Raw genomic sequence first — 23964 nt, 5'->3', positions numbered from 1 at the left:
GCCTCTATGGCAAAGTTTATAGTAATAGTATAAATGAATCTCAACAAAGGAGTCAAGAAAATTGGAGGTTGAAATGAATCAGGTTAAAATTGAGATTGACGGCATGGAAGTTTATACAGAAAAAGGAAAGACGATCATGGAGGCAGCGGAGCATGCGGATATATACATACCTCACCTGTGCCATCATCCGGACTTGCATGCGGAGGGCGGCTGCAGGCTGTGTGTGGTCGAAATAAACGGGAAAAAGGAACCTCAGACTGCCTGCACCACACTGGCTGAAGAAGGCATGTCAGTAAATACAAAGTCAGAGGATCTTGACCGGCTGAGAAGGCTCTCCATGGAATTGATGCTGGCCAATCATGTAGATGACTGTACGACCTGTCCCAAATATCTAAAATGCGAGCTTCAATCTCTGATCCAGTATCTGGGAGTCAGCACTTCCAGGTTAAGAAGAACCCTAAATGCGGTAAATATGGAAACTGGTAATCCGTTAATTATCAGAGATTCCAATCGCTGTGTGGCTTGCGGACGCTGTGTGCGTGTCTGCCGCGATGTGAGAGGGGTTGGAATTCTTGAATATCATAAGAATGAAGAAGACAGAATAACAGTCGGTGTAACCGGAGATCTTTCTTTGGCAAAAGCAGATTGCCGTTTCTGCGGTGCATGTGTGGAAGTATGTCCGACTGGAGCTTTACAGGATAAGAAAGGAACTTTTAAAGAGGGAAACAGACAAGATATCCTCATACCCTGTAAGCAGGAATGCCCAGCCGGTATCAATATTCCCAAGTATGTCCGCCTTATTAAAGAAGGAAAGTATGAGCAGGCGGCCGCGGTTGTCCGGGAAAAAGCACCGTTTCCCAAGTCGTTGGGGCTGGTGTGCATGAGATTTTGTGAATCTGCCTGCAGAAGAAAAGAGATAAATGGAGCTGTTTCGATCAGAGAACTGAAACGGTTTGCAGCAGAACAGGATACTTATCAGTGGAAAGAAAAGTCTGTTTTCAAACCAAAAACTGGAAAAAAAGTGGCAGTTGTCGGAGCCGGTCCGGCAGGACTTACGGCGGCTTACTATCTTGTTAAATCAGGACATGCAGTTGATGTTTATGAAAAACTTCCGGTTGCAGGAGGAATGCTCTCAGCCGGAATCCCGGATTACCGTCTGCCTGCATCAATTGTGGAAGAGGAAATTGCAGTGATCAGAGAGGCAGGAGTAAAAATTTTCACCAATCGGAAGATCAATTCATTGGAAGAACTGAGAAACCTTGGCTATGAAGCAATTCTGATTGCTGTGGGAACCGATAAGGGAGTGCGGATTCCGCTTCCCGGGGCTGATCTTTTCAATGTACATGTAAATATTGATTTCCTCAGACGGGACCTGTTAAACACTCATATGGAACTGAAAGATTCTGTTGTGGTATTAGGCGGTGGGAATGTTGCCTTCGACTGTGCAAGAACTGCCAAGCGGCTGGGCTGCAGTCAGGTATCTGTGGTATGCCTGGAAGAGGAAGGCAGTATGACCGCCGGTGAAGAAGAGATTACAGAAGCCAGAGAAGAAGGGATCCAGATTTACAACGGAAGAACTTTTGTAAGAATTATAGAAAAGGACGGAAAAGCAGCCGGCGTTCTCTGCCGTGAAGTTGAGAGCTTCACATTTGATGAAAACAGAAAGCTGATTTTAACAGAAAAAGAAGATTCTGATCATGTGATTCCCGGAGAGATGGTTATATTTTCCACCGGACAGAAGCCGGATCTGGAAAGCTTTGAGGAGCTGTCTTTGAATCCGAGAGGGCTTATGGAAACAGATAGCAGTGGAAACACGGGAATAAAGGGAGTTTTTGCAGCTGGTGATGCGGTTACAGGAACAGCTTCTGTCATTCAGGCAATTGCGGGAGCCAGAAAGGCAGCATCTGAAATCGACCGTTATTTAGGTGGGGATGGCAATATAGAAGAATCTCTATCAGAATATCAGGAAGCAGACGGCTTCATTGGTAAGTCAGAGGGATTTGCAGAATTAGACCGCAGGACATACCGGTGCATTTCACTGGATCAGCGAAAAGATAACTTTAATCTTATGACAGAAGGGCTTGAGGAAGCGGAGGCCAGATGTGAAGCAGAAAGATGCCTGCAGTGTGATCTGCGTCCAAGGCTTACCAGATCCAGGTTCTGGACAGAGTATCAGTATAAATAAAGAGGGTGAAAAAATGGAAACGGAGAGAATTGAAATATTCGGACACGGGATTAAAGGAAGACCTTCTGCAGAAAGATGGAGCAGCAGGGAATGGAAAGAGCTTGTCTGTCTTTTTCCGGAAGACCAGAGTGAAAGCGGGACTGTAAAATATCTGCTGGAACATTATCTGGATGAAATAATAAGTGGTATGGAAGCTTTAAAAGACCGGCTTAAACTAAACAGTATATGCGCGTTGTTGTCGAAGAATCACGAAATTTATGAAGAGAAATTCAGACTGAGTGGAATTCAGACTAATCTGACAGATGACATGAAAGGGATACAGAAAGAAATATTCAAAGAGGGAATTCTGGTTCATCATGCAGAGACAATGCTGGCTCTTCACCGAAATCTGACGGATGAAAATTATGTACCTCATAAAATCATATCTGTAACAGGCGATGTTATGGAGCCGGGAATTTATGAAATTCCCTTTGGAATCACCCTGGAAGAAATTATTACCAAATACGCAAAAGGAGTAACCGCTGGTAAAACAGTAAAATTTGTGTCTGCAGGCGGGAGCATGGGAGCAGTTTATGGTGCGGATGAACTGGATACTCTATTTACCTATTCCAGCCTTTTAAAAGAGGGAACCATGCTTGAATCAGCCCAAATAGAGGTTTGCTCCAATGATACCTGTATTGTGGACTGGGCTTGTAAGAGAATGCTTATAAACAGCAGGAAAACCTGCGGATCCTGTGTGTACTGCAGGGAAGGAATCTATCAGCTTTTCCGTATTTTGCAGGATGCAGCAGAAGGAAAAGGCAGGGAAGGTGATATTTCCTTAATGAAAGAAATTTGTGAAACGTTGAAATCAGGAACTTTATGCGATATCGGAAGAACAGCAGCTGTTCCTCTGCTGACAGCTATGAATAAATTTGGGGAAGAATTTGAAAAACATATAGACAGAAAGATCTGTCAGTCGTTAAGCTGCATTTCCTATGTGAAATTTTATATTGATCCTGCTCTCTGCAACGGATGCGGAGACTGTATGGTGTGTCCGGAGCATGCGGTCAGAGGAGGGGAAAATTTAATTCACATCATTGATCCAGATATTTGCAGCAAGTGTGAAAGATGTACAACGGTATGCAGCAGGAACGCTGTAAGACGGTATGGTACTGTAAAACCAGTTCTGCCGTCAGAACCGGTACAAGCCGGAAGTTTTTCTGGTGAGGGTAATGGAATAAAAAAGGGACTTGGCAGAAGGCGGAGAGTATAAGGCGTTTTGGCAGAGCAGAAACAGTTTATAATTAAAATTATAAAATATAAAAAATAAGACGGAGGATGGAATCATGAGAGAGATGGAAGCGGATGTAATTGTTGTAGGCGGAGGAGCTGGAGGACTTGCTGCTGCAATAGCGGCTGCAGAGCAGGGGGCAGAGGTGATTGTATTTGAAAAGGCCAATACAACTGGAGGCTGTGCCAACATGGCAATGGGTCTTCTGGGTGTGGAGACAAAATTGCAGAAGGACAGGCTGATTGATTGCACCAGGGAGGGCGCATTCCAGAAATTTATGGATTACACACACTGGCGTGCCGATGCAAGACTGGTAAAGGATTACCTTGACAAATCAGCAGATACCATCGAATGGCTTCAGAATATGGGGGTAAAGTTTGCACTGCCTTCCAAGTATTTTCCTGGTTCAGAGGCAACCTGGCACATCGTACAGCCTAAGACAGGAGCACCCGGTTTAAGAGCTGCTGCGACCATGATCAAAGCAATGACAGACAGAGCGGAAGAACTGGGAGTGACAATCTGTCTGGAGGCTCCGGTACAGCGGCTTATCAAGGAGAATGGTGAAGTAGTTGGCGTGATTGCAAAAGACGGAGAGGGAGAAATAAATGCCTATGGTTCTGCTGTGATTATCGCTACCGGAGGGTTCGGGGATAATCCTGAATTTATCAAAAAACATACCGACTATGAATGGGGCAAGGATCTTTTCTCCTATCGGATTCCGGGGCTTACAGGAGATGGAATCAGCATGGCATGGGAAGCAGGTGCTGCAAAGGACCACTTGGATATGGAACTGGTATTTTTTGCACCGAATACAGGAGGCTATGCACCCATCGAATTGCCGTTCCGTCAGCCTAACCTTTTCGTTAATTTAGACGGACAGAGATTTTATGATGAAGCAGTTGTGGAAAATCCGGTATTCTCAGTAAATGCCATTGCCAGACAGAAGGAGAGGACTGTATTCTCTATTATTGATGATGCTATTTTACAGCAGTACGATAAAAACGGGCTGGATCTGGTGAATGTTGTTACCTCCAATATCAGCATGGATGATTTCAAACAGGAAATGAATGAAATGATCAAAAATGGAAATGACGTACTGTTCATTGCTGATTCGATTGAGGAACTTGCCGAAAAAACAGGAATTGATAAAGAAGGACTTACAAAAACCATTACGGATTACAATGAGTGCTGTAAATTCAGAGATACCTTATTTAATAAAAATCCAAAATATTTAAAGCCGATTAACGGACCGAAATACTATGCACTGAAGTTTGCACCAAGTGCGTATGGAAGTATTGGCGGAATCCGGATTAACTATAAGACAGAGGTGGTTGACAAGGATAATCAGGTGATAACGGGTCTTTATGCAGCAGGAACAGATGCGAATTCTATCTGCAATCCGGATTATGTATTTATTCTTCCAGGTAATTCTCTTGGGTTTGCTGTCAATTCAGGAAGAATGGCAGGAGAGAACGCGGTCCAGTTTATTAAAGAACATTTTTCTGAATAATGAAATAAAATAATATTAAGAGAGGGAGCGCTGCGGGGATGGCAGGCTCCCTTTCTTAACATTTTTTAAGGTACTGTTTCTCCAGAGTTAAGATTCCCGGAGTAAACTGAAATCATAGAAAATAAAAGGGAGGCTCTAAACAAAATGGAGATAGAAAGACCGGCTATGGCCGGAACGCTGGAATCCAGTGACTGTCAGGTAACCGTGGAACCCGGAGACGGCAGAATCGATCTCACACTGGAGAGTGCAGTGATCAATCAGTTCGGCAACCAGATCAGGAAAGTGGTTTTTGAAACTCTGAATCAATTGGGAGTGGATAATATTAAAATATCCATTGTAGACAAAGGTGCTCTTGACTGTACCATCAAAGCCAGGGTAGAAGGAGCGGTATCCCGTTCTGCCGATCACTTTGTCAACACTCTTTGGGGAGGTGTTTAAGGATGATCAATTTAGTGAAAAAGCGGCTCAGAAGAACCATGATGTTTTTAAATGCCCAGAAACCGGGATTAATTAAGGATCCCTATATTTATAAACCGGACAGTATTATTCTGGATCTGGAGGATGCGGTTGCAGAGAATCAGAAAGATGCCGCCAGATTTTCCCTGTATCACGCGCTGAAGGAGATTGATTACAGAGGCTGTGAACGGGTAGTCCGGATTAACGGACTGGATACACCATACTGGCTGGAGGATATCCGGTGTGCGGTGGCAGGCGGATGTGATTCCATTCGTATTCCCAAAACGGAATGTCCCAAAGAAATCCACAGAGTGGAAGAGGAGATTATTAAGGCGGAAAAGGATTTCGGGATACCGGAAGGCAGGACCCTTATTATGGCAGCGATCGAATCTGCAAGAGGCGTCATGAAGGCTCTGGATATCTGCGAAGCATCGGACCGTCTTTTTGGAATTGCTTTGTCAGGCGGAGATTATACCAAGGATTTACAGACTCACATTACAGGAACGGGCATTGAGCTGATGGGTGCCAGACAGAATTTAATTATTGCTGCAAGAGCTGCAAAGGTACAGTGTTTTGATACCGTATATACCAACCTGGATGATATGGAGGGATTCCGAAAGGACGTGGAAAATATTCATCTCATGGGATTCGACGGTAAATCCATTGTCAATCCGCGGCAGATCCCTGTGGTTCATGATATCTTCACTCCATCCGGAAAGGACATTATCTTTGCGGAAAAGGTAGTAAAGGAGATTGAAGAGAAAAAGAAACTGGGAATCGGTGTATTTACAGTAGATGGTAAAATGATTGACATTGCATTTTATGACGGAGCAAGGAGAACCATTGAACTGGCTAAGGCCTCCGGCGTATATAAAGGAGATTTATAAGATGATCAATGCAGTAGGAAGAGAGATTCCGGAAGAAATCTTAAAACAGACAGGGAAAGAACCATTTAAGGGGAATCATTATTTTGATGGATATGAGTATAAAAAGGACGGTCCGTCTACCAGGTGTGTGATTAATTCGCAGGGAAGCAAGCTGGTGGAGAACATTCATGAGGTGCTGGTAAAATGCGGCATTCAGGATGGGATGACACTGGGATTTCATCATCATTTCCGGGACGGGGATTATGTGGTAAACATGGTGATGGAAGAAATTCACAACATGGGCATTAAAGACCTTACCATTTGTGCCAGTTCTCTTGGAAAGGCACATGATAAGCTTGTGGAATACATTGAAGATGGTACAATTACAAATATCCAGTCTTCTGGTGTAAGAGGAAAAATCGGCCGTGCCATATCAGAAGGCAAACTGAGAGGACTGGCCGTCATGCGTTCCCACGGCGGAAGAGTCCGTGCCATTGAGACTGGAGAAGTGAGAATTGATATCGCATTTATCGGATCACCTACCTGCGATGATTACGGAAATTGCCGCGGAATCGGCGGAAAGTCTGACTGCGGTGTGCTTTCTTACTCCATGGTTGATGCGGATTATGCGGATAAAGTAGTTGCAGTGACAGACTGTCTGGTACCATTTCCAAACTTTCCAGCCCACATTTCCATGACAAAGGTGGATTATGTAGTTGTAGTAGACCAGATCGGAAATCCGGATAAAATTGCGACGGGAGCGGCAAAACCTACAACAGATATGAGAAAACTGATGATGGCGGATTACTGCACCCAGTTTGTAGTGAATACTCCATATTTCAAAGACGGATTTTCCTATCAGACCGGAGTGGGCGGCGCTTCCATAGCCTCAACCATCTCTCTGGCAAAAATTATGAAAGAGAGAAATATCCGGATGAAGTTTGGGGTGGGCGGTTTAACAAAGCCCATGTGCGATCTTTTGGAGAACGGTCAGGTGGATGCACTGTTAGATACCCAGGATTTTGATTTAAATGCTGTGGAGTCCGTGATTAACCCCAAACATTTCCGTATCAGTGCGGGCGAATATGCAGATCCCTTTAATAAGGGCGCTGTGGTAAATAAACTGGATTTCGTCATACTGGCAGCGCTGGAAGTCGATGTGAATTTTAACTGCAATGTAGTGGTTGGGTCTGACGGCATTATTACCGGTGCACAGGGCGGTCATCCGGATACTGCGGCCGGTGCAAAATGTACCATCGTAATCGCACCTCTTCTTCAGGGAAGAATTCCAGCCATCTGTACTGACGTAACAACGGTTACTACTCCGGGAGAATCCATTGACGTAGTGATCACAGATTATGGAATTGCCATTAATCCAAGGAGACAGGATTTAATTGATTCTATGAAAAATGTGGATCTTCCGTTTAAAACCATAGAAGAACTGAGAGATATTGCATATTCCATCGTGGGGGAGCCGGAACGGGTGCAGTTTGATGATAAAGTAGTGGGAATTATAGAAAGCCGTGATGGAACCATCATGGATGTTGTCCGTAAAATTAAAAATTTCGAATTTTCAGGAGAATAGACAATGCAAAGCAGGTCTTGTGTGAATGTACCCTCTAAGGAGGAAGAAGCTGCATACCGGATTGGAAATCTGGCGTACCGTGCGCTGCTTGAGGAGGTTTATACTCTTGTAAAGCCAGGTCTGGTGGATCCTTATTCCAATGGGGCCCATACCGATATGGATGTCGCTTCCTTTGAACGGAGTGCCAAAGCACTGAAGCCTTATTTTATCACAATGGCTCTGGAGGGGGAGAGGCTGTGGGAGGCTCCCCCTGTGTTATTTGAAACCATTCGCAGAATCGGCATTCTGGCGGAACGGGCCATGTATCTGGCAACCGGAGGCGTTAATACACACAAAGGCCTGATCTTTCATCTGGGAATATTAAGTTCGGCTGCAGGAGCCTGCCACCGGTTCTTTGGAAGAGTTACCTTAAAACAACTGATGGATATGGAACAGGCCATGGTCAGGAATGTGCTGGAAAATGAAGTCCGGGATATGGAAAATTTTGTATCAAAAGGAGAGAAAAACCTTCAAAAGTACGGGCTGACCGGCGCCAGGGGGGAAGCGATCAGCGGTTATTCCTCTGTATTTGAGATTTCCCTGCCGGTAATGACCATGGGTCTTACCACTAATCAGGAGTGGAACCTCATCAAACTGGAAACTCTGTTTCATCTGATGAGCCGGGTGGACGATTCCAATATTTTATCCAGACATAATCCGAAGGTCTTAAAGCAGGTGAAGGATATTGCAGCCGGTTTTTTATATGCCGGAGGTGCCTATAGAAAGGAAAGCATGGAACGGTTAAAAGAACTGGACCATTGGTTTGTGAAGAAGAATATCAGTGCAGGAGGAAGTGCAGATCTTCTTGCTGTCACCATATTTCTCACACAGTTAACAGAGGAGTTGGGAGGATTCTATGGAATTCATGAGGCTGGAAGGCAGTCCCTTTCATGGGAAAGAGCTGGAGCGTTTGAGGGAATTTCTTGCCTGTAATCAGCTGGATTACGATGAGGAAATTGAATATACCATATGCCTTCTGGATGAGAACTACCGGATTGTGGCAACAGGCTCTGCTCATGAGAATGTGTTAAAATGCATTGCTGTGGATCCGGAGGCCAGAGGCTTCGGACTGGCGGCAACCATTGTATCAGCACTGGTTCAGTATGAATTTGATAAGGGAAGGTCCCATATACTCCTTTATACCAAGCCGGGTAATCAGGAAATGTTTGAAAATCTGGGATTTTACAGTGTCTTAAAAACCGGGGAAATTCTTTTTATGGAAAACCGGAAAGAGGGCTTTTATCATTTTATCCGCCGTTTAAAAGAGGAGACTCCAAAGGAAGCACTGCTGCCTGGACCGGTAATTGGATGTATGGTAGTAAACTGTAATCCTTTTACCAACGGACACCGGTATCTGGTGGAGCAGGCAAAAAACTACTGTGATTATCTTCACGTGCTTGTCTTATCCGATGACAGGAGCCTGTTTAAAGCAGAGGAGCGGTATCAGCTGGTAAAAGAAGGAGTCAGGGACTTATCCGGAGTGATAGTTCACAGGTCATCCGATTTTGTTATCTCGGCTGCAACCTTTCCTACGTATTTTATGAAGGAGAAAGCACAGGCCCAAAAGGCCAACTGCCTGCTGGATCTGACTTTATTTGCACGCCGCATCGCTCCGGAACTGGGAATTACCAGACGTTTTGTGGGGACGGAGCCAAACTGTGCAATAACCAGTCAGTATAACGAAGAGATGAAGCAGATTCTGTCCCAATATGGAATTGAGGTTATGGAATTTGAACGGAAAAAAATAAAAGGTACAGCAGTGAGTGCTTCCGCGGTTAGGATATGGTATGAAAAGGGTGACTTTAATCATATTAAGGATGTGGTGCCTCAATCTACTCTGGAATATCTGATAAATAAAAAAAGCCAGAGGTCTAAGGGATAAACCGGTATCCCAGACCTCTGACAGTTACAATATGGGCCGGCTTCTGCCGGTCCTCTTCGATTTTACTGCGGAGACGATTGATATAAACCATAATGGCATTGTCATCAACTGCCACGCTGTTGCCCCACACGTGTTCGTAGATCATCTCTTTAGTGTAAACCTGCCCGGGATGTTTTAAGAACAGAAGCATCAGACTGCTTTCTTTCGAAGATAGTATGATCTCTTCCCCCTTGTTATAAAAACGCATGGTGGAAGTGTTATAGGAAAAGGGACCGCATTCCAGAATATCAGAACTTTCCAGAATCTGGTTTTTATAGCGTCTTATAAGTGCCTTTACCTTTGCACCCAGAACAAGAGGACGAAATGGTTTTGTGATATAATCATCTGCGCCCAGAGACAGGCCATATAAGGAATCATAGTCCTCGTTGCGTCCGCTGACGATCATGACCGGAGTCTGTATCCCCTGGCTTCGCAGTTTCTTAATGACTTCGAAGCCCTCCATATCACCCAGCATAACATCCATAAGAATCATATCATAGGTGTGGTTTTTTATATAGTTAAGAGCAGCAAGACCGCTGTCTGCCACAGTAGTTTCCAGATCATTGCTGCGCATGACTTTTTCCAGCAGCTTTAAAACGGCTGGATCATCATCTACGATTAGTACTTTATCAGACATAGTTTCCCCCAAATGAAAATCATGTAGAATTTTATCGAAATTTGTTATAATTTATTATAATATTAATATTAGAACAAGTCAATGAGGAAGAGACAAACGAGGAGCAGAATCATGAATAAAATAAATGGAAAGAGAAATTATACCGGAATATTTATCTGCTGTGCCATGGCGGCCGTTCTGGTTATTTTCTGCTTTCTTGTCTTTGGAATCTGGAAGGAATATAAGGATGCGATTATAAACAATCAGAAAAAGCAGATGCTTCTGACGACCCAGAGTATGGGCGAGAATCTAAAGGTCTTTATAGAAGGATACCAGGCAGATTTAAATACGATTTATGATATTGTCGAGGAAAACTATAAAAAGACCGGAACCAGAGACTGGAGTATCATCAGGGAATATGTGTCCAATCATAAACGCTTTGTTTATGATGTGATTGTGGAGGATACGAAAGGAAATCTGATAAAGAGTATCAAGGGATACGGCGTGGAGAAAATTAACTCCGTCACTGCGATTAATCAGTCCGAGCAGTTTCTTCAGTGCAAGCTGGAGAATGGGGATCTTTATCTGGTATTAAAGAGAGACCTGCCTGACATTGGTTCTATCTCCATTGTAATTAATGAGAGAGATTATTATAAGTCACTAGTCTCCAATATACGGCTTGGAACCAACGGATATGTTGTTATTAAGGATTCCTCCGGTATAATTCTTGCCCACCCTCAGGAGAAGCAGTGGGGGATCAATGTCATTTCAGGCAGGAAAGAGATGTTTCCTAACGTGGATTTAACCAGCTTAGAGCAGATGATAGACAAGCAGAACCGTGGGGAAGAAGGGGTTTCTGAGTATTATTCCTATTGGTGGGTAGATCCGGGGGTACCGGAAGTTAAAAAAATCTGCTCTTATTCTCCGGCAAAGATCGGGGATGGTTTTTTGATCGTGAGTGCAGTAATTGATTATAATGATATCTATATTCCGGTGGCAGCAGGATTCTTTAAGCTTGGACTTGTCTTTTTCTGTGCCATGGCAATTGTCCTTGGTCTTGTGATTTATATCGGAGACTTAAGGGTTCAAAAGCGAAAGGATACGGAGGAAATTGCCTATCTTCTGGAACTGAATAAGATCCTGGAAGAAATCCATCAGAGTGAGGAAACCATAGCCCACCAGCAGAGACTTCAGATCATGGGAACCATGACAGGGGGAATTGCCCATGAATTTAACAATCTGCTGACGCCCATTATGGGGTATGCAGAACTTCTGATGCTGGATCTGCCAGAACGGTCCGAGGATTATGATAATGCTTCGGAGATCTATGAAGCTTCCGCAAAAGCAAAGGAAATCATTCAGCAGATCTCATCTTTAAGCCGGAAAAACATGGAAACAGCGTTTAAAAATCTCAGCGGTGAAAAGGTGTTAAAACGATCAATTAAGATGGTGAGTTCTGTCTGTCCCCCTAATATACATTTAAAGGATATGATCACACTTCATGGAGAGAGCTTTCTGGGCAATGAAACACAGATGAATCAGGTTATATTAAATATCTGCGTTAATGCCATTCATGCCATCGGACACAGAGAGGGAACTATTACCATATCCTGCCAGGTAGTAGACCGGGAAGACCTGACACAATATAAGATTTCCACGCTTCCGGAGGGCTGGAAGCATTATATCCGGATTGATGTTGAAGATGATGGAGAGGGGATGAGCAGCGAAGTGGTGAAGCAGATTTTTGATCCGTTTTTTACCACAAAGAAAAATGGAAAAGGCACAGGACTGGGACTTTCCCTGGTGGAGCAGATCATTCATTCCCATAAAGGATATGTGTTTGCAGAAAGCATTCTGGGCAAGGGAAGCATTTTTCATCTGTATCTTCCGATTAATGAGCAGAAGGAGCGGGAAGAACCGGTTCAGCTGGGGGTAAATGGACCAGTTCTCAGAATCATGATCGTAGATGATAATCCTAAGGTCCTGCGGCTTCTGGAAAAAAACTTCAGTAAACTGAATGTTCCTCTTATTTCCTGTATGGATTTTGAAGAGGCCAGAAGAGTCTTAAAAGAGCAGGAAGTGGACGCTGTTGTAACGGAACAGTATGTCAGGGGAAAAAGTGGCGTGGATTTCTGTATGTCCTTACAGGGACCATATCCGGGAGTGGTCCGCATTCTTATGATCGACCGGGTGACAAAGGAGCTGGTAGAGGCAAAGAAGCGGAGAATGATTGATGAATACATTGATAAACCGGTATCTGATTCCGCTATATTAAAGGCAGTCAGAAATTTAAAGGAATTATTCTAAAATAATAGTGTCAAATCTTAACAATTTTTAATTTTTCTCTTAAAGAAATGAAAGGGAGAAGATGTGAGGCTGTAAGGTTGGACCTTTATACTTTTCTCATAAACAAAATATGAGGAGGAAGAAAAACATGAATGAGACAATGCTTGCATTATTAGGATTTGCAACCATTATCATGATCATTGTTTTACTGCTGAGAAATGTTACTGTTCCCGCTCTTGCATTTATCGGAGTATCCAGTATCAGCGCGCTGATTCTGGTTTTAACAGGAACCTTTACAGTCAAAGAAATTGGGGATTTTATTAAGGCAGGAGTTGCCGATGTGCATTCCACTGCTGCACTGTTTATATTTTCGGTGTTGTTTTTCGGAATTATGACAGATGCGGGCATGTTTGACTGCATCATCAATGCTTTAATGAAAAAAGTGGGGCATAATGTAATTGGTGTTACGCTTATGACCTGTATCATTGCGATGATCGGCCACCTGGACGGAGGCGGAGCTTCTACGTTCCTGATCACCGTACCGGCTATGCTGCCGATTTATAAAAAGTTAAAAATGCGCCCAACCACGCTGCTTTTAATCTGTGTTACATCAATGGGTGTTATGAATTTACTTCCATGGGGCGGTCCAACCATGCGTTCTGCTTCTGTTTTGGGAATTGATGCCAATGTGCTCTGGATGAGACTTCTTCCAATGCAGGCAGTTGGTATTGTTGTTGCATTATTTACCGCATTCTTCTGGGGCGTTATGGAGAAAAAACGCGGAGCTGGAATTGACAGCACTCTGGTAATGGAAGATACAGAAGTTCTGGAAGAAAGTGCTTCTACCAGTGATCTGGGAAATCTTGCAAGACCCAAGCTTTTAGTATTTAATATTGCACTGACACTGCTTGTGATTGTATGCCTTGTATTTTTAAAGGTTCCATCCTACCTGACCTTCATGGTGGGCTGTGTAATTGCTCTTCTGGTTAACTATCCCGGAGCAAAACTGCAGAATAAGATTATTAAATCCCATTCAGGTCCTGCTCTTATGATGGCTTCCACCATTCTTGCAGCCGGCGTATTTTTAGGCGTGCTGGAGCAGAGTGAAATTATGAACCATATGGCAAATATTCTGGCTTCTTTTATTCCACAGTCTATGGGCCATTTCTTACCTTTAATAATCGGCGTTTTATCCGTGCCGCTGACACTTTTGTTCTGTACGGATTCTTATTTCTATGGACTCCTTCCGGTTCTGATCAGTGTCGGAAACAACTTCGGAGTGGATCCGGTACATACCGCAATTGCCATGGTGGTATGCCGAAACTGTGCAACCTTTATCAGCCCTGTCGTTCCAGCTACGTTCCTTGGACTCGGCCTTGCTGGTGTTGAGATTAAGGATCATATAAAGAATTCCTTCTTCTGGATCTGGGGCGTCAGCCTTGTATGTCTGGTTGCCGGTATTGTACTTGGTGTCATAACATTTTAAATATATCCTAAGAATAACGGGGCTGCCGAAATGGCGGCCCCGTAGTCTTTCTTTTATTAGAAAAACTGCGATCTGTTATCAAGCCAGCTTTCGGTATGATAACAGATCGCAGTTTTTTATGATAATCCGACAGGATCCAGCCTGCCGCAGGAAGTATCCATAACAAAGCCTTTTATGGTAATACCGGAAGGCATCAGCGGGTGTTCTTTTAGCAAGGTAACAGAGCGTTTGACCGATGTCTTGGAGTTTTCAAATCCCTGAAACAGGTGATCAAAATCAAATCCCATTTCTTTTTGTTTCTGTATGGTTTCTCTTGTAATACCACGCTGTAACAAATGGTTGATAATGGTTTCGGAGCTGATGGACGCGGCTCCGCATTCCGTATGGCCAATTACCATGACCTCTTCTACACCAAATTCCAGTATGGCAATCAGCAGGCTGCGTATGGTACTGTCGCATGGGTCTAATATCAGGCCGCCAGCATTTTTAATTAATTTTAATTTCCGTTGTGGATACCGAGGGCAGCAGGAAGAAGCTCAACCAGCCGGGTGTCCATACAGGTCAGTATGGCAAGCCTTTTCCGGGGATATTTGTTGAAATGAAAGTGTTTATAGAAACCGCTGTTCACAAAGCTGTCATTGTATTGTAAAATTTCATCAATCATAATCTGCCTCCTTTTATATGGTGTTAGATACATGATAAAGGTTTTATCTTAACTCAGGCTTACCGTTCTCCTTAAAGATTATTTAGATAGACAGGTGGAATTGTGTTATAATGATAGAAAATGTCGAAAAATGTAAGCGCTTAACTAATTGTGTCGGATGAAAAATATTGATAAAAATATTGTAGAATATTTATATTAAATATACAAATATGTGAAAAAAATAAAAAGGTTAATGTAAAAAACTATCAAAAAATAAACGATATATTGTGCTTCATTAACAAAAAATAATTTACTACTTGCTTATTTTGTAAGCTGGTTGTAAAATCCATCTGTAAGTGCTTACACAATTTTACATGTATATGGTGTTTTTAAGACACCCAAAACGTTATGGTTTTAACAATTTCTTTGATATCGGGACTGATAGTTGTTGCAGTAGGATACTAAACAGGAACAGGGGTCGGAAATATGCTGATACTGTTTAGGACCGCACATGCAAAGGTTAGAGGCATATATGATGTGCTGATCTGGCATGGACGAAGAATGCCATTGAAATTGTGAAAACTGTACCAATGATAAAGATGATGCAAAGTCAATGCCCGCCTGGCCGGAGGACGCAGCCGAGTTTGTCAGGGCATCATAAATAACAATACGTGGACCAGAATGGATTGAATTAAATAGCTTATCGCCAAAGTTAGGGCGGGCTGTTTGGCAGAACAAAACCTGTAATAGAAGTAATGGAGATATTCTGTGAAATCGGGGGACTTTCACTGGGTATCCGTTATATTTAAGGTTTATGTTGTTGAAATGACCGGAAACAAGACGTCCTGAATTTTGTTTGATACTTTCCTGGCTGTGAAACGTATGAAAAAATAAAAAGATCGTGCTGCAAGAGTGGGATATACCGCTTTGCAGCACGATCTTTTTGGTGAAAATGGCAGGTAGATAAATTATAGATACAGGTGTGAAATGCAAATATAGATATATATATAGATTTTGATGTACGGGAGTAGATGCGGCAATCTGCAGCGTAACAGTGGCTATTTTAAAGCAGAAGTCCAGGTACATGAAACAAAACTATATCGCTATAGAGGTGACGAATTAGTGATGGTTAGCAGCCGGATTTATGAAAATGAGACAAATTAGGTGTTAAAACAGCGCACAAACAGTTTGGGATTGTGAACTGCTCGTTTCTTTTTCTTACGGAACTGCAGTTCACCAGCAGGGAAAGGATATTTATGATGCGGTTCTTTGCTCAAATGAAACAATGTATTGATACAATGCAAAAGGGATAATTACTTAAATAGTACAATGAGAGTTTCTTGCTGGAGACTCTTTTTTTGTTTTTTATATGGAAAATTCGGGTGAAATGTTTGGGGGGATTTACAGTCAAGTCAAATGAAGCGTAAATGTGCCTCACATTCAACGATTTACGGTTAAAATTGATGCTTTTCTTTTTGATTTTAACCCAATAACAGAACATACGTTCGCAAAAATGTTGACAACAGGATTATAAAGTATTATGATCTAGATGTCGACAAATAGAACACATGTTCGAAAGAAGGTATAAAAAGCAAAGATTATTTGGTGGCAATATGTATGCCATAGTTAAATAATCAAAATAAATTTCAAGCATAATTAAAATAAAAAGAGGAGAAAAAATATGTCAAGTACAAACAAAACTTCATTAGGATTAAATATGTGGGAAGCATCGGATAAGCCGGTTAGACAAGATTTTGTCAATGATAATACTATTATTGATGAGAAGATAACTCAGTTAAGTAGCAATTTAGATAATGTAAATAGTAATATAGATAACGTAAATAGCAATTTAGATAACGTAAATAGTAATTTAACGAATTTAAAAAATGACATTGCGCCAAAAGCCATCGAATGGCCAGATCGAATAAGAATGAGTGGTTATTACACTCATTCCGCTAATGGTTTGACGAAACTGGCAACCGGGAAATATCTGCCTTATGCTACTGATGGCAATGAGGGTGACGGTTGGGTTATCATTGCAATAGCTTATAATGCTCGTTACATTGGTCTATTCGCAAGTCAGGTAAATAGCACCAGGGGCGGATTTGGGCGCTTAGACACAAATGACAATAGTATGACTTGGATAAAATTCTCCAGCTAAATGATCATTTATTTTACAGTAAAGTTAATCTAATTGTCCTATATGGCTCCCATATCCACCCGCCTGAAACATTACACCGCCTGTAATAAACAGTATCAAACCACAAAGAATACCATTTTTGTATAATAAAATCTGTATCACGGTATACTTCAATTACATATTTTTCAGATATAGTCTTCGGGGCATCGCTTTTAGTATTACATAAATATATGGCTTTTTCGTTTATGTTGGTGGGAAAGATATTTACACCTAACGTATCGTCTGGAAGCGCGGTACCCCCCTTTAAATTGCTATTTATTAAACGGATGCTGATACTCCCTATATCATCAATCAAAAGAGGAGTATCAGCACAAAAATGTTTCTTTCTAACAGAAGTTTACCATAGAAAAAAAGGAATGTGGCAAGTAACTAAATGCTTATGAAACGGCAAACATCATAATCACGATGGTATGTAGGTGAGCATCAGATAAAAAATTCAACTAAAATCAAATATGAAACAAAAATTAAAATTACAAGCAATTATGAAAGGAGGAACCTATTATTTATGAACCGACCGGAATGTTTACATATCCCGACTCTCTACGAGGGAGACCAAGCACAGATCAGTTGGGGAGCAGGAGAAGCAGATACAAATTATATTGTGGAACGAGTATTTAATGAATCTTTTTTGCAAGCCATGTCTGGATGTACTTGGGACAATCTTGACAGTACAAATGCAACATGGAGCAGGCATGAACAGGAAGATCTGAACTGGCATGAAATCGAAACCAGAACAGGCAAAGGTCAGAATTGGGAACGTCTGAATTATGAGCAGTTAAGCTGGTCACAGCTTGAGAGTAATTCCTATACCTGGCAGCAGTTGGAAGAGCGGGTAATCAGTTTTGAAATATTTAAAGGTCCTGGAATCATAAAATCTGGAATTGAGCAGGGGTGTACATGGCTGGAACTGGACGAGCTTAATAAAGATTGGGCCGGTCAGGAAAATTCCGGACATACATGGGAAGAATGGGAGAGTATGACGTTGCCTGGAATCTCATGGGAGAGCATTGACTCCAGATGTCTGTCGTTTAACGAATGGGAGAGTAAAGGACTCACTTTTCAAGATTTAGATACACAAAAATACATAGAAGATCATCGGGGAATGACAGACTCTATTCCAATTGGGGCAATCAATGCTATGTATCGAATCAAGGCATTTGATTCAAAAGAAGAGTCAGATTATCTAATCACAGAACAATTGCCAGTGATTCCTATATTTTACCGAAGAAGCACCATAGAATATCCGGTAAAGTCTGGTAAATGTTACGTAGTACTTCTAAAAGCCCAGGAAGTCAGTGATCTGGATAAAATCCGCATGAATCTACGATATAATCCATACTTACTGGAATTAACCAGCCTTGCAGCCGGCAGCTTAAGAAAGATAACAGAACCAGGTAATTATCCGGAAGAAAATTTAAGAATATATTCCAGTATTCCGGGGGAATTATGGTTTCAGTCAACCAGGCAGTTAAGTCAAAATGAGTGTTTTAGTGGTTCCATTGCACTGGTAGAATTTATTGCCAGGGGAACCGGAAACGCAGAAGTATCATTATATTAAGATAAGAAGGAAATTAATGGACGATAAAAAAAATATAGAGGATTATATAGAAGATGAAAGGAATGCGCCTGATACAAATGCGGATGAGGCTGTATCAGAAGAAGAAACGGAAGAAAAGAGTCTGATTACACAGTTGAGCCGGACGGTTCTATCATCAGAGGAGGACGGTTTTACCAATATCAAACAGTATCCGGAATCCCCATTTATCTACTTTGAATCAAATCAGGTAAATGTTCAGTTAAGCACTGGCAATGTCCAATATGAGACAACAGATTTTGTACTGCCCGGCAGGGACGGCTTTGATTTAACCATTGCAAGGCGTTATGATTCCGGCTGTTCCAATTTAGTGGATATGGCTCCGTATGTTCTTAATTCAAGGTTATTAACAGGTTCCATAGATAACAGCTTTTACACTGCATCTTACGGACTTGGTCACGGATGGTCCTTTGTTCTGCCATCTATTGAGACTGTGCAGAATTTAAGGTGGGACTGGCGGCCATACTTAATAGGAACTAGAAGTTATGATTACATCCTGCATCTTGAAGATGGAAGAAATATAGAAATAAGCAGGATTTCAGATAGATTTGAGAATTATAGCTTAAAAGATGTGGAAATTGTCACCAGATCAGGCACCATTCGGCATCCTTATGCAACAGATATTACAAAACGTTATAATCTCATAATTGTATATAAGAATGGGAATAAGGACTATTTTCAAAGTTCAGATGATGATGATGGCGATCGGGATATACCCGATGCGATTGATTTCAAACTGGTTGCCCGCCAGGACAAATTTGGAAATACTATTTTTTATAATTTAATCAAATACGGCGGTATGAAGATTGTGGACACCTGGGGCCGTACTATCAACCTGGAGAAAACTAATAACGGACTTATCTGGAAACTACCGGAAAGTACGGCTGGAAAAGCATGTGAAATTTCCTACAATATTGATAGGCGCGGTACACATAAACTATCTGCAGTCACAGACCCTGTAGGCCGTATGACTCAGTATAACTACTATAATCCTGGAGATTATAGTGGTTCCATGAAGTGTGCGGCTCCCAGTGTTGCAGGAAACAATACTAAAACTCGAGAGCGTAGGTATCTGCTGCTAGAAAGTGTTACATATCCCAATTATTCATCCACTCAATTTTCATATGATAGGAATATTAGCATTGAAAATAATGTTGGTGGACATATTAGCCATTTTGCATTGACGATGAAAAGGGATATTGTTGATGGAGTCGAATACAATCGTGGAGAATACAGGTACACACTTGAACCAGAATCCGCCAGTAATGGGGAATATATAAAATATGCAGAAGTAACAAATCACCATGACATTCTGGAAAAACATCAATTTAATAAAGAAGGTCAGCTATTAATCAAAGAAGTCCGTCACCTAAATTCTCTTATTTCAAAAGGTGTTTATAAATATAATAATGAACTAATGATGTCAGCCGTTGAACAGAAATTTGACAGGAACAATGAATCAAACTATCTGGAAAAGAAAAGTTCCTGGAGATATTCCTCAGATCAAAAGGCAAATGTTATTCAGTATATTGAAGAATATCCGGCTGACCCTTCCTGTAATCAGGAAATTCAGACAACCTATGGTGACTACAGCATTGTTCTTGAAACAGAAAGAAAAAAAGGAACTGATAGAATCAGGGAAACAAATGAACTACATACAGAATTGGGAAATCGAGTGATAAAAAATCATCGAGTATATGAAAATGGAGCTTTAAAAGAAAAGACAATATATGATTATAAGGATGGAGCAAATCCTTACTGTGTGACGAACGAAAGAAGGTATTTCCTGGCAGACGCCGGTGAACTGGAGACATCAGGTGAGTATGCAGAAACCATTTATAAATACAGCTCCCTTACCGGTACTGTGAGCAGATACACACATAACATTATATCAAAAGAACAGTTCGGTATCCTGGATGCTGATGACAATCCCTGCAATCCAATCAGGGAAGAGTATCAATATGATAACTGGGGATGGCTCATTTACAAAAAAGATCCCAGGAATCAGGTGACTACCTACCAATACGACCAGATGGGACGAATTATAAAAGAGACGCTGCCTTCGGCAGACGGCCAACAGGCAGTAAATGAGACATATTATAATGACCGCTTAAATTTTATTACGACAACAGATGCTAACCATCAGAAGAAACGGATTCAATATACACCCCTTGGACAGATACAGCAAGTCTGTCTGGCCGTATCCAATGAACCAGCCGCTGGTGATGTTGTTCTCCAGGACTTTCGGTATAATTCTTGGGGAGAGCTGACAGAAGCAGTTACATATGATGGGAACGGCTTGACTGCGGACCATATAAGAAAGACCGAACGTTATACGTACGACTCTTTTGGCAGGATACTGTCTCGTGGTATTGCCCAGGTGGGCTATGAGGAGAAGTATGAATACGATCAGGTCTTTACCGATCCGGCAGATGGGAGAAAATACGATCGGGAACTGAAAAAAATCATAGGAGACTCATATACACCGGATATTGTAACGGAATATTATAAAGACCAGAAAGGTCAGGTCCGGAAGGAGTTTTTAGCGGGAGAACGGTTGTTTACCTACCAATTTGACAATGCAGGTAACAAGATCCAAAAAATTGATGCTGCTAACAAAGTAGAGCGATGGGAGTATGATTATGCTGGTCGTATTGTAAAACATATACGCACAGATACCGGACAGGAGCGAATAACCAGCACTCAATATGATGGGTTAGGCAATAAACGGTTCCAGTGGGATGAAGCGGGAAAGAGAAGTGAGTTCCAATACGATAAGGCAGGACGGCTGGTTAAAGTCACGACACCATTTGATCACCGCAGCCAGATTATAAAATATTACTATGATGGAGCCGGTAATATCATATGGGTAAAGAAAGCTCAAAAAGATAGCTGGCAGGAGATTCAGTATGTTTATGATGCCAGGAATCGATTAATTGGTACTTACCAGTACTTAAGTCAGGGAAATTGGATTAGGACAACCTGTCGGTATGATTCAATGAATCGGATCATATTAAGGAGAACTGGCGATACCCCGTCTGGCAAAGGGCGGGAAGTGGTAACATACACTTATGACCGCTTTGGAAATGTTGTAACAATGACGGATTCCAGCGGTTGTACGGAATACTATGAGTATGATAAAACCGGAAGGCTTCAGAAAAAAACGGACAGGAACAAAGACCAGATTATTTATCAGCATGATGCCCTGGAACGTGTGATATTAGAAAGTGCGCAAAAGAAAACTCCTGACGGACTGGCAGTCAGCCAACGGGAATATGCCTATGGCAAAAATGGAAAGCGAATCCGGGAATCCATTCGGGAAAATATGGCAGGAAAACAAACCAGTCTTATGGAGACAACTTTCCGCTATAACAATAAGGATCAGCTTATCCACCAGGAAGATCCGGGAAATGTGGTAAAGGATTATACTTATGACATATATGGAAACCGTCAGTCCTTTAAACTGACCTGTCAATGGAAAGTAAATCCGGATATCAATTTGTATTATTTCTATGATGACTTATACCGTTTAACGCAGGTAAGAAAAAACAGTGCTGACGGAGTGGTTCTTGCAGAATACGAGTATGATGATAAAGGCAATCGTAAAACTCTACGCTACCCCCAGTCAGGTATAGAAACCACCTATCAGTATAATGATGGGAATCGAGTAACGACGTTGGTGAATAAATGCCAGGAAAGTGTGATTTCTGCATGGGAATACAGCTATGATGTAGACGGAAATATTTTAACCAAGATTAACAAAACAGGTTCTACCCCAGTTACGATTTCCTATTCATATGATCGTCTGGGGCGTCTGACAGAAGAAGACTATTCCAACTGGAAACGGACGCTTTATACTTATGACGTCTATTCTAACCGGATGAAAATGATGGTGGAAGGAAGAACAAAGGATGAACTGGTCATTGTTACCAGCTATGAGTATGGTTTGAACAACCGTCTGGAAAAGGTAGCAAAAAAGCAGGGTAAAACAACGGAAACGTATCGGTATCGGTATGACGACAATGGAAATGAAATCTTCCGGATTTGGGAGAAAACGTCGCCAACACCAGACTATCCGGGAAATGTCAGGCTATCAGGGCATTACCAAATGGAAACTCCGACTGTTTATGAGTGGAGACATTATGACGGTTTCAACCAACTGATCCAGATAAATCAGGACGACAAAGAATTTACATATCAGTACCGTGGAGATGGACTGCGCTACAGCACCCATGAGAGAAAACTGACCGATCGCCAGGGTAAAACTAAATCATATTGCTGGGATGGGACCAATATCGTAGCGGAACAGACTGATGGCGAAAAGGTTAAAACCTATTTAAGAGGAATCAATTTAATTGCCAGAGAAATAGATCGTGTGGTATACTACTACATATTTAATGAACATGGGGATGTAACCCAGCTGTTGGGTCAAAACGGAACGTGTAAAGCTTCGTATGAATATGATGCATTTGGAATTGAGAGAGAACCAGATAAAGAGGACGAGAATCCTTTCCGGTATTGTGGGGAATTCCTAGATTTAGAGACGAATACTTACTACTTACGGGCAAGAAACTATTCCCCTACTACTTCACGTATGTTGTCTCCCGATCCTCACTGGGATTGTCGCAATATGATATACGGGGATAACCCAAGAAAAATAAATGAGCATACGGATGATTTAGGTTCAAAGGCTTATACATATTTGCCGGATATTGACGCTATAACGCAGAGTTCAAATCTGTATGTTTACTGCGGGAATAATCCCACTATGTATGAGGATAGTAACGGCGAAATCTTTATGCTTGTGACAGGCGCAATTGGAGCAGTAGTTGGGGGGATAGGCGGTGGAATCTACTCTTATACCAAATATGGCGAAGTCCGCTGGCATAATGTAGTTGCAGGTGCAGGCATAGGTGGGGCAATCGGCTTAACAGGTGGCGCGGCGGCAGGAGCGATATTTGCCGGAAGTGCAACAGCTTCTACCAGTGCAGTACTAACAGGTATGGGTTTTGCTGGCGCAGGAATAACTGGTGGATCTGGGGGGGTTATCTACAAGACACTTGAAAAGGGGGTTAACTTTACTCAGACAACAAAATCAAGAATGAATAATCCAGGGAGATTTGTACCTGTCCAAACATTAATTCAGGCGATTAAAGAGGGGCGGGCACGACCTGATCCGCAAGGAACGAAAGCGACCATGTATACAATTGAAATGTTTAAGAATGGTAAGGGGTATAACTTAGAAGTGTTGTATGATAAAGCAAGTAATACGATATTACATTTCTTATATAAATGAGGTGTCAA

At 42.0% G+C, this 23964-nt stretch carries 16 protein-coding genes; 13 read left to right on the top strand and 3 right to left on the bottom strand.

Features of this window, described 5'->3' with window-relative positions; genetic code table 11:
- Positions 1–73 precede the first annotated feature (73 nt).
- From CRO04_RS01020 to citC, 8 genes are all read left to right on the top strand, one after another.
- A complete protein-coding gene (locus CRO04_RS01020; protein ID WP_097002374.1) occupies positions 74–2185 on the top strand; it encodes an FAD-dependent oxidoreductase in 2112 nt (703 codons plus the stop codon).
- On the top strand, positions 2103–3440 hold the full coding sequence (locus tag CRO04_RS01015) for an NADH-ubiquinone oxidoreductase-F iron-sulfur binding region domain-containing protein (protein ID WP_242974300.1): 1338 nt from the start codon (positions 2103–2105) through the stop codon (positions 3438–3440). Before CRO04_RS01020 ends, CRO04_RS01015 begins: the two co-directional genes overlap by 83 nt.
- 73 nt (positions 3441–3513) lie before the next feature.
- Positions 3514–4968, top strand: a complete 1455-nt coding sequence (locus CRO04_RS01010; RefSeq protein ID WP_097002373.1) for an FAD-dependent oxidoreductase — start codon at positions 3514–3516, stop codon at positions 4966–4968.
- Positions 4969–5112: 144 nt separating this feature from the next.
- The gene (citD, locus tag CRO04_RS01005; RefSeq protein ID WP_097002372.1) at positions 5113–5406 is read left to right on the top strand and encodes a citrate lyase acyl carrier protein; all 294 of its coding nucleotides are present in this window, start codon (positions 5113–5115) and stop codon (positions 5404–5406) included.
- A gap of 2 nt (positions 5407–5408) precedes the next feature.
- The gene (locus tag CRO04_RS01000; RefSeq protein WP_097002371.1) at positions 5409–6311 is read left to right on the top strand and encodes an aldolase/citrate lyase family protein; all 903 of its coding nucleotides are present in this window, start codon (positions 5409–5411) and stop codon (positions 6309–6311) included.
- Position 6312: 1 nt separating this feature from the next.
- Complete coding sequence (gene citF, locus CRO04_RS00995) at positions 6313–7875, top strand: citrate lyase subunit alpha (RefSeq protein WP_097002370.1); 1563 nt, start codon at positions 6313–6315, stop codon at positions 7873–7875.
- A gap of 3 nt (positions 7876–7878) precedes the next feature.
- Positions 7879–8847 carry a triphosphoribosyl-dephospho-CoA synthase CitG gene (gene citG / locus CRO04_RS00990; RefSeq protein WP_097002369.1) on the top strand — a complete coding sequence of 323 codons (969 nt, stop codon included), beginning with the start codon at positions 7879–7881 and terminating at the stop codon, positions 8845–8847.
- Positions 8771–9796: a [citrate (pro-3S)-lyase] ligase gene (gene citC, locus CRO04_RS00985; protein ID WP_097002368.1), complete on the top strand. Its 1026-nt coding sequence runs from the start codon at positions 8771–8773 to the stop codon at positions 9794–9796. The genes citG and citC overlap by 77 nt, the downstream gene beginning before the upstream one ends.
- On the opposite strand, the gene CRO04_RS00980 is transcribed toward citC, so the two are convergent.
- Positions 9786–10472: a response regulator transcription factor gene (locus tag CRO04_RS00980; RefSeq protein WP_097002367.1), complete on the bottom strand. Its 687-nt coding sequence runs from the start codon at positions 10470–10472 to the stop codon at positions 9786–9788. The two genes, citC and CRO04_RS00980, sit on opposite strands and share 11 nt — an antisense overlap.
- 111 nt (positions 10473–10583) lie before the next feature.
- Between CRO04_RS00980 and CRO04_RS00975 the strand changes: the two genes are divergently transcribed.
- The gene (locus CRO04_RS00975) at positions 10584–12758 is read left to right on the top strand and encodes an ATP-binding protein (RefSeq protein WP_097002366.1); all 2175 of its coding nucleotides are present in this window, start codon (positions 10584–10586) and stop codon (positions 12756–12758) included.
- 127 nt (positions 12759–12885) lie between these two features.
- Positions 12886–14223 carry a CitMHS family transporter gene (locus tag CRO04_RS00970; protein ID WP_097002365.1) on the top strand — a complete coding sequence of 446 codons (1338 nt, stop codon included), beginning with the start codon at positions 12886–12888 and terminating at the stop codon, positions 14221–14223.
- Positions 14224–14339: 116 nt separating this feature from the next.
- Here CRO04_RS00970 and CRO04_RS27110 read toward each other — a convergent pair whose 3' ends face one another.
- Both CRO04_RS27110 and CRO04_RS27105 read right to left on the bottom strand, forming a co-directional pair.
- Complete coding sequence (locus CRO04_RS27110; RefSeq protein ID WP_330400756.1) at positions 14340–14669, bottom strand: carbonic anhydrase; 330 nt, start codon at positions 14667–14669, stop codon at positions 14340–14342.
- Positions 14670–14719: 50 nt separating this feature from the next.
- Positions 14720–14887, bottom strand: coding sequence for a hypothetical protein (locus CRO04_RS27105; RefSeq protein WP_330400746.1), 168 nt, complete (start codon positions 14885–14887; stop codon positions 14720–14722).
- A gap of 1660 nt (positions 14888–16547) precedes the next feature.
- Here CRO04_RS27105 and CRO04_RS00960 point away from each other — a divergent pair.
- From CRO04_RS00960 to CRO04_RS00950, 3 genes are all read left to right on the top strand, one after another.
- Positions 16548–17027 carry a hypothetical protein gene (locus CRO04_RS00960; protein WP_097002364.1) on the top strand — a complete coding sequence of 160 codons (480 nt, stop codon included), beginning with the start codon at positions 16548–16550 and terminating at the stop codon, positions 17025–17027.
- Between the two features lie 544 nt (positions 17028–17571).
- Positions 17572–18624: a hypothetical protein gene (locus CRO04_RS00955; protein WP_097002363.1), complete on the top strand. Its 1053-nt coding sequence runs from the start codon at positions 17572–17574 to the stop codon at positions 18622–18624.
- Positions 18625–18640: 16 nt separating this feature from the next.
- Entirely contained in the window at positions 18641–23956 is a 5316-nt protein-coding gene (locus CRO04_RS00950) for an RHS repeat-associated core domain-containing protein (protein ID WP_097002362.1), read from the top strand.
- Positions 23957–23964: the final 8 nt, after the last annotated feature.

It is taken from the genome of Lacrimispora amygdalina (genome assembly GCF_900205965.1).
GTDB classification, from domain to species: Bacteria; Bacillota; Clostridia; order Lachnospirales; family Lachnospiraceae; genus Lacrimispora; species Lacrimispora amygdalina_A.
Note: the sequence above shows the minus strand (reverse complement) of the source record. Positions and strands in the feature narration are given on the sequence as shown.

Coding starts and splice junctions, on each gene's coding strand:
- CRO04_RS01020 (WP_097002374.1), top strand. CDS start 74: ATGAATCAGGTTAAAATTGAGATTGACGGCATGGAAGTTTATACAGAA.
- CRO04_RS01010 (WP_097002373.1), top strand. CDS start 3,514: ATGAGAGAGATGGAAGCGGATGTAATTGTTGTAGGCGGAGGAGCTGGA.
- citD (WP_097002372.1), top strand. CDS start 5,113: ATGGAGATAGAAAGACCGGCTATGGCCGGAACGCTGGAATCCAGTGAC.
- CRO04_RS01000 (WP_097002371.1), top strand. CDS start 5,409: ATGATCAATTTAGTGAAAAAGCGGCTCAGAAGAACCATGATGTTTTTA.
- citF (WP_097002370.1), top strand. CDS start 6,313: ATGATCAATGCAGTAGGAAGAGAGATTCCGGAAGAAATCTTAAAACAG.
- citG (WP_097002369.1), top strand. CDS start 7,879: ATGCAAAGCAGGTCTTGTGTGAATGTACCCTCTAAGGAGGAAGAAGCT.
- citC (WP_097002368.1), top strand. CDS start 8,771: ATGGAATTCATGAGGCTGGAAGGCAGTCCCTTTCATGGGAAAGAGCTG.
- CRO04_RS00980 (WP_097002367.1), bottom strand. CDS start 10,472: ATGTCTGATAAAGTACTAATCGTAGATGATGATCCAGCCGTTTTAAAG.
- CRO04_RS00975 (WP_097002366.1), top strand. CDS start 10,584: ATGAATAAAATAAATGGAAAGAGAAATTATACCGGAATATTTATCTGC.
- CRO04_RS00970 (WP_097002365.1), top strand. CDS start 12,886: ATGAATGAGACAATGCTTGCATTATTAGGATTTGCAACCATTATCATG.
- CRO04_RS27105 (WP_330400746.1), bottom strand. CDS start 14,887: ATGATTGATGAAATTTTACAATACAATGACAGCTTTGTGAACAGCGGT.
- CRO04_RS00960 (WP_097002364.1), top strand. CDS start 16,548: ATGTCAAGTACAAACAAAACTTCATTAGGATTAAATATGTGGGAAGCA.
- CRO04_RS00955 (WP_097002363.1), top strand. CDS start 17,572: ATGAACCGACCGGAATGTTTACATATCCCGACTCTCTACGAGGGAGAC.
- CRO04_RS00950 (WP_097002362.1), top strand. CDS start 18,641: ATGGACGATAAAAAAAATATAGAGGATTATATAGAAGATGAAAGGAAT.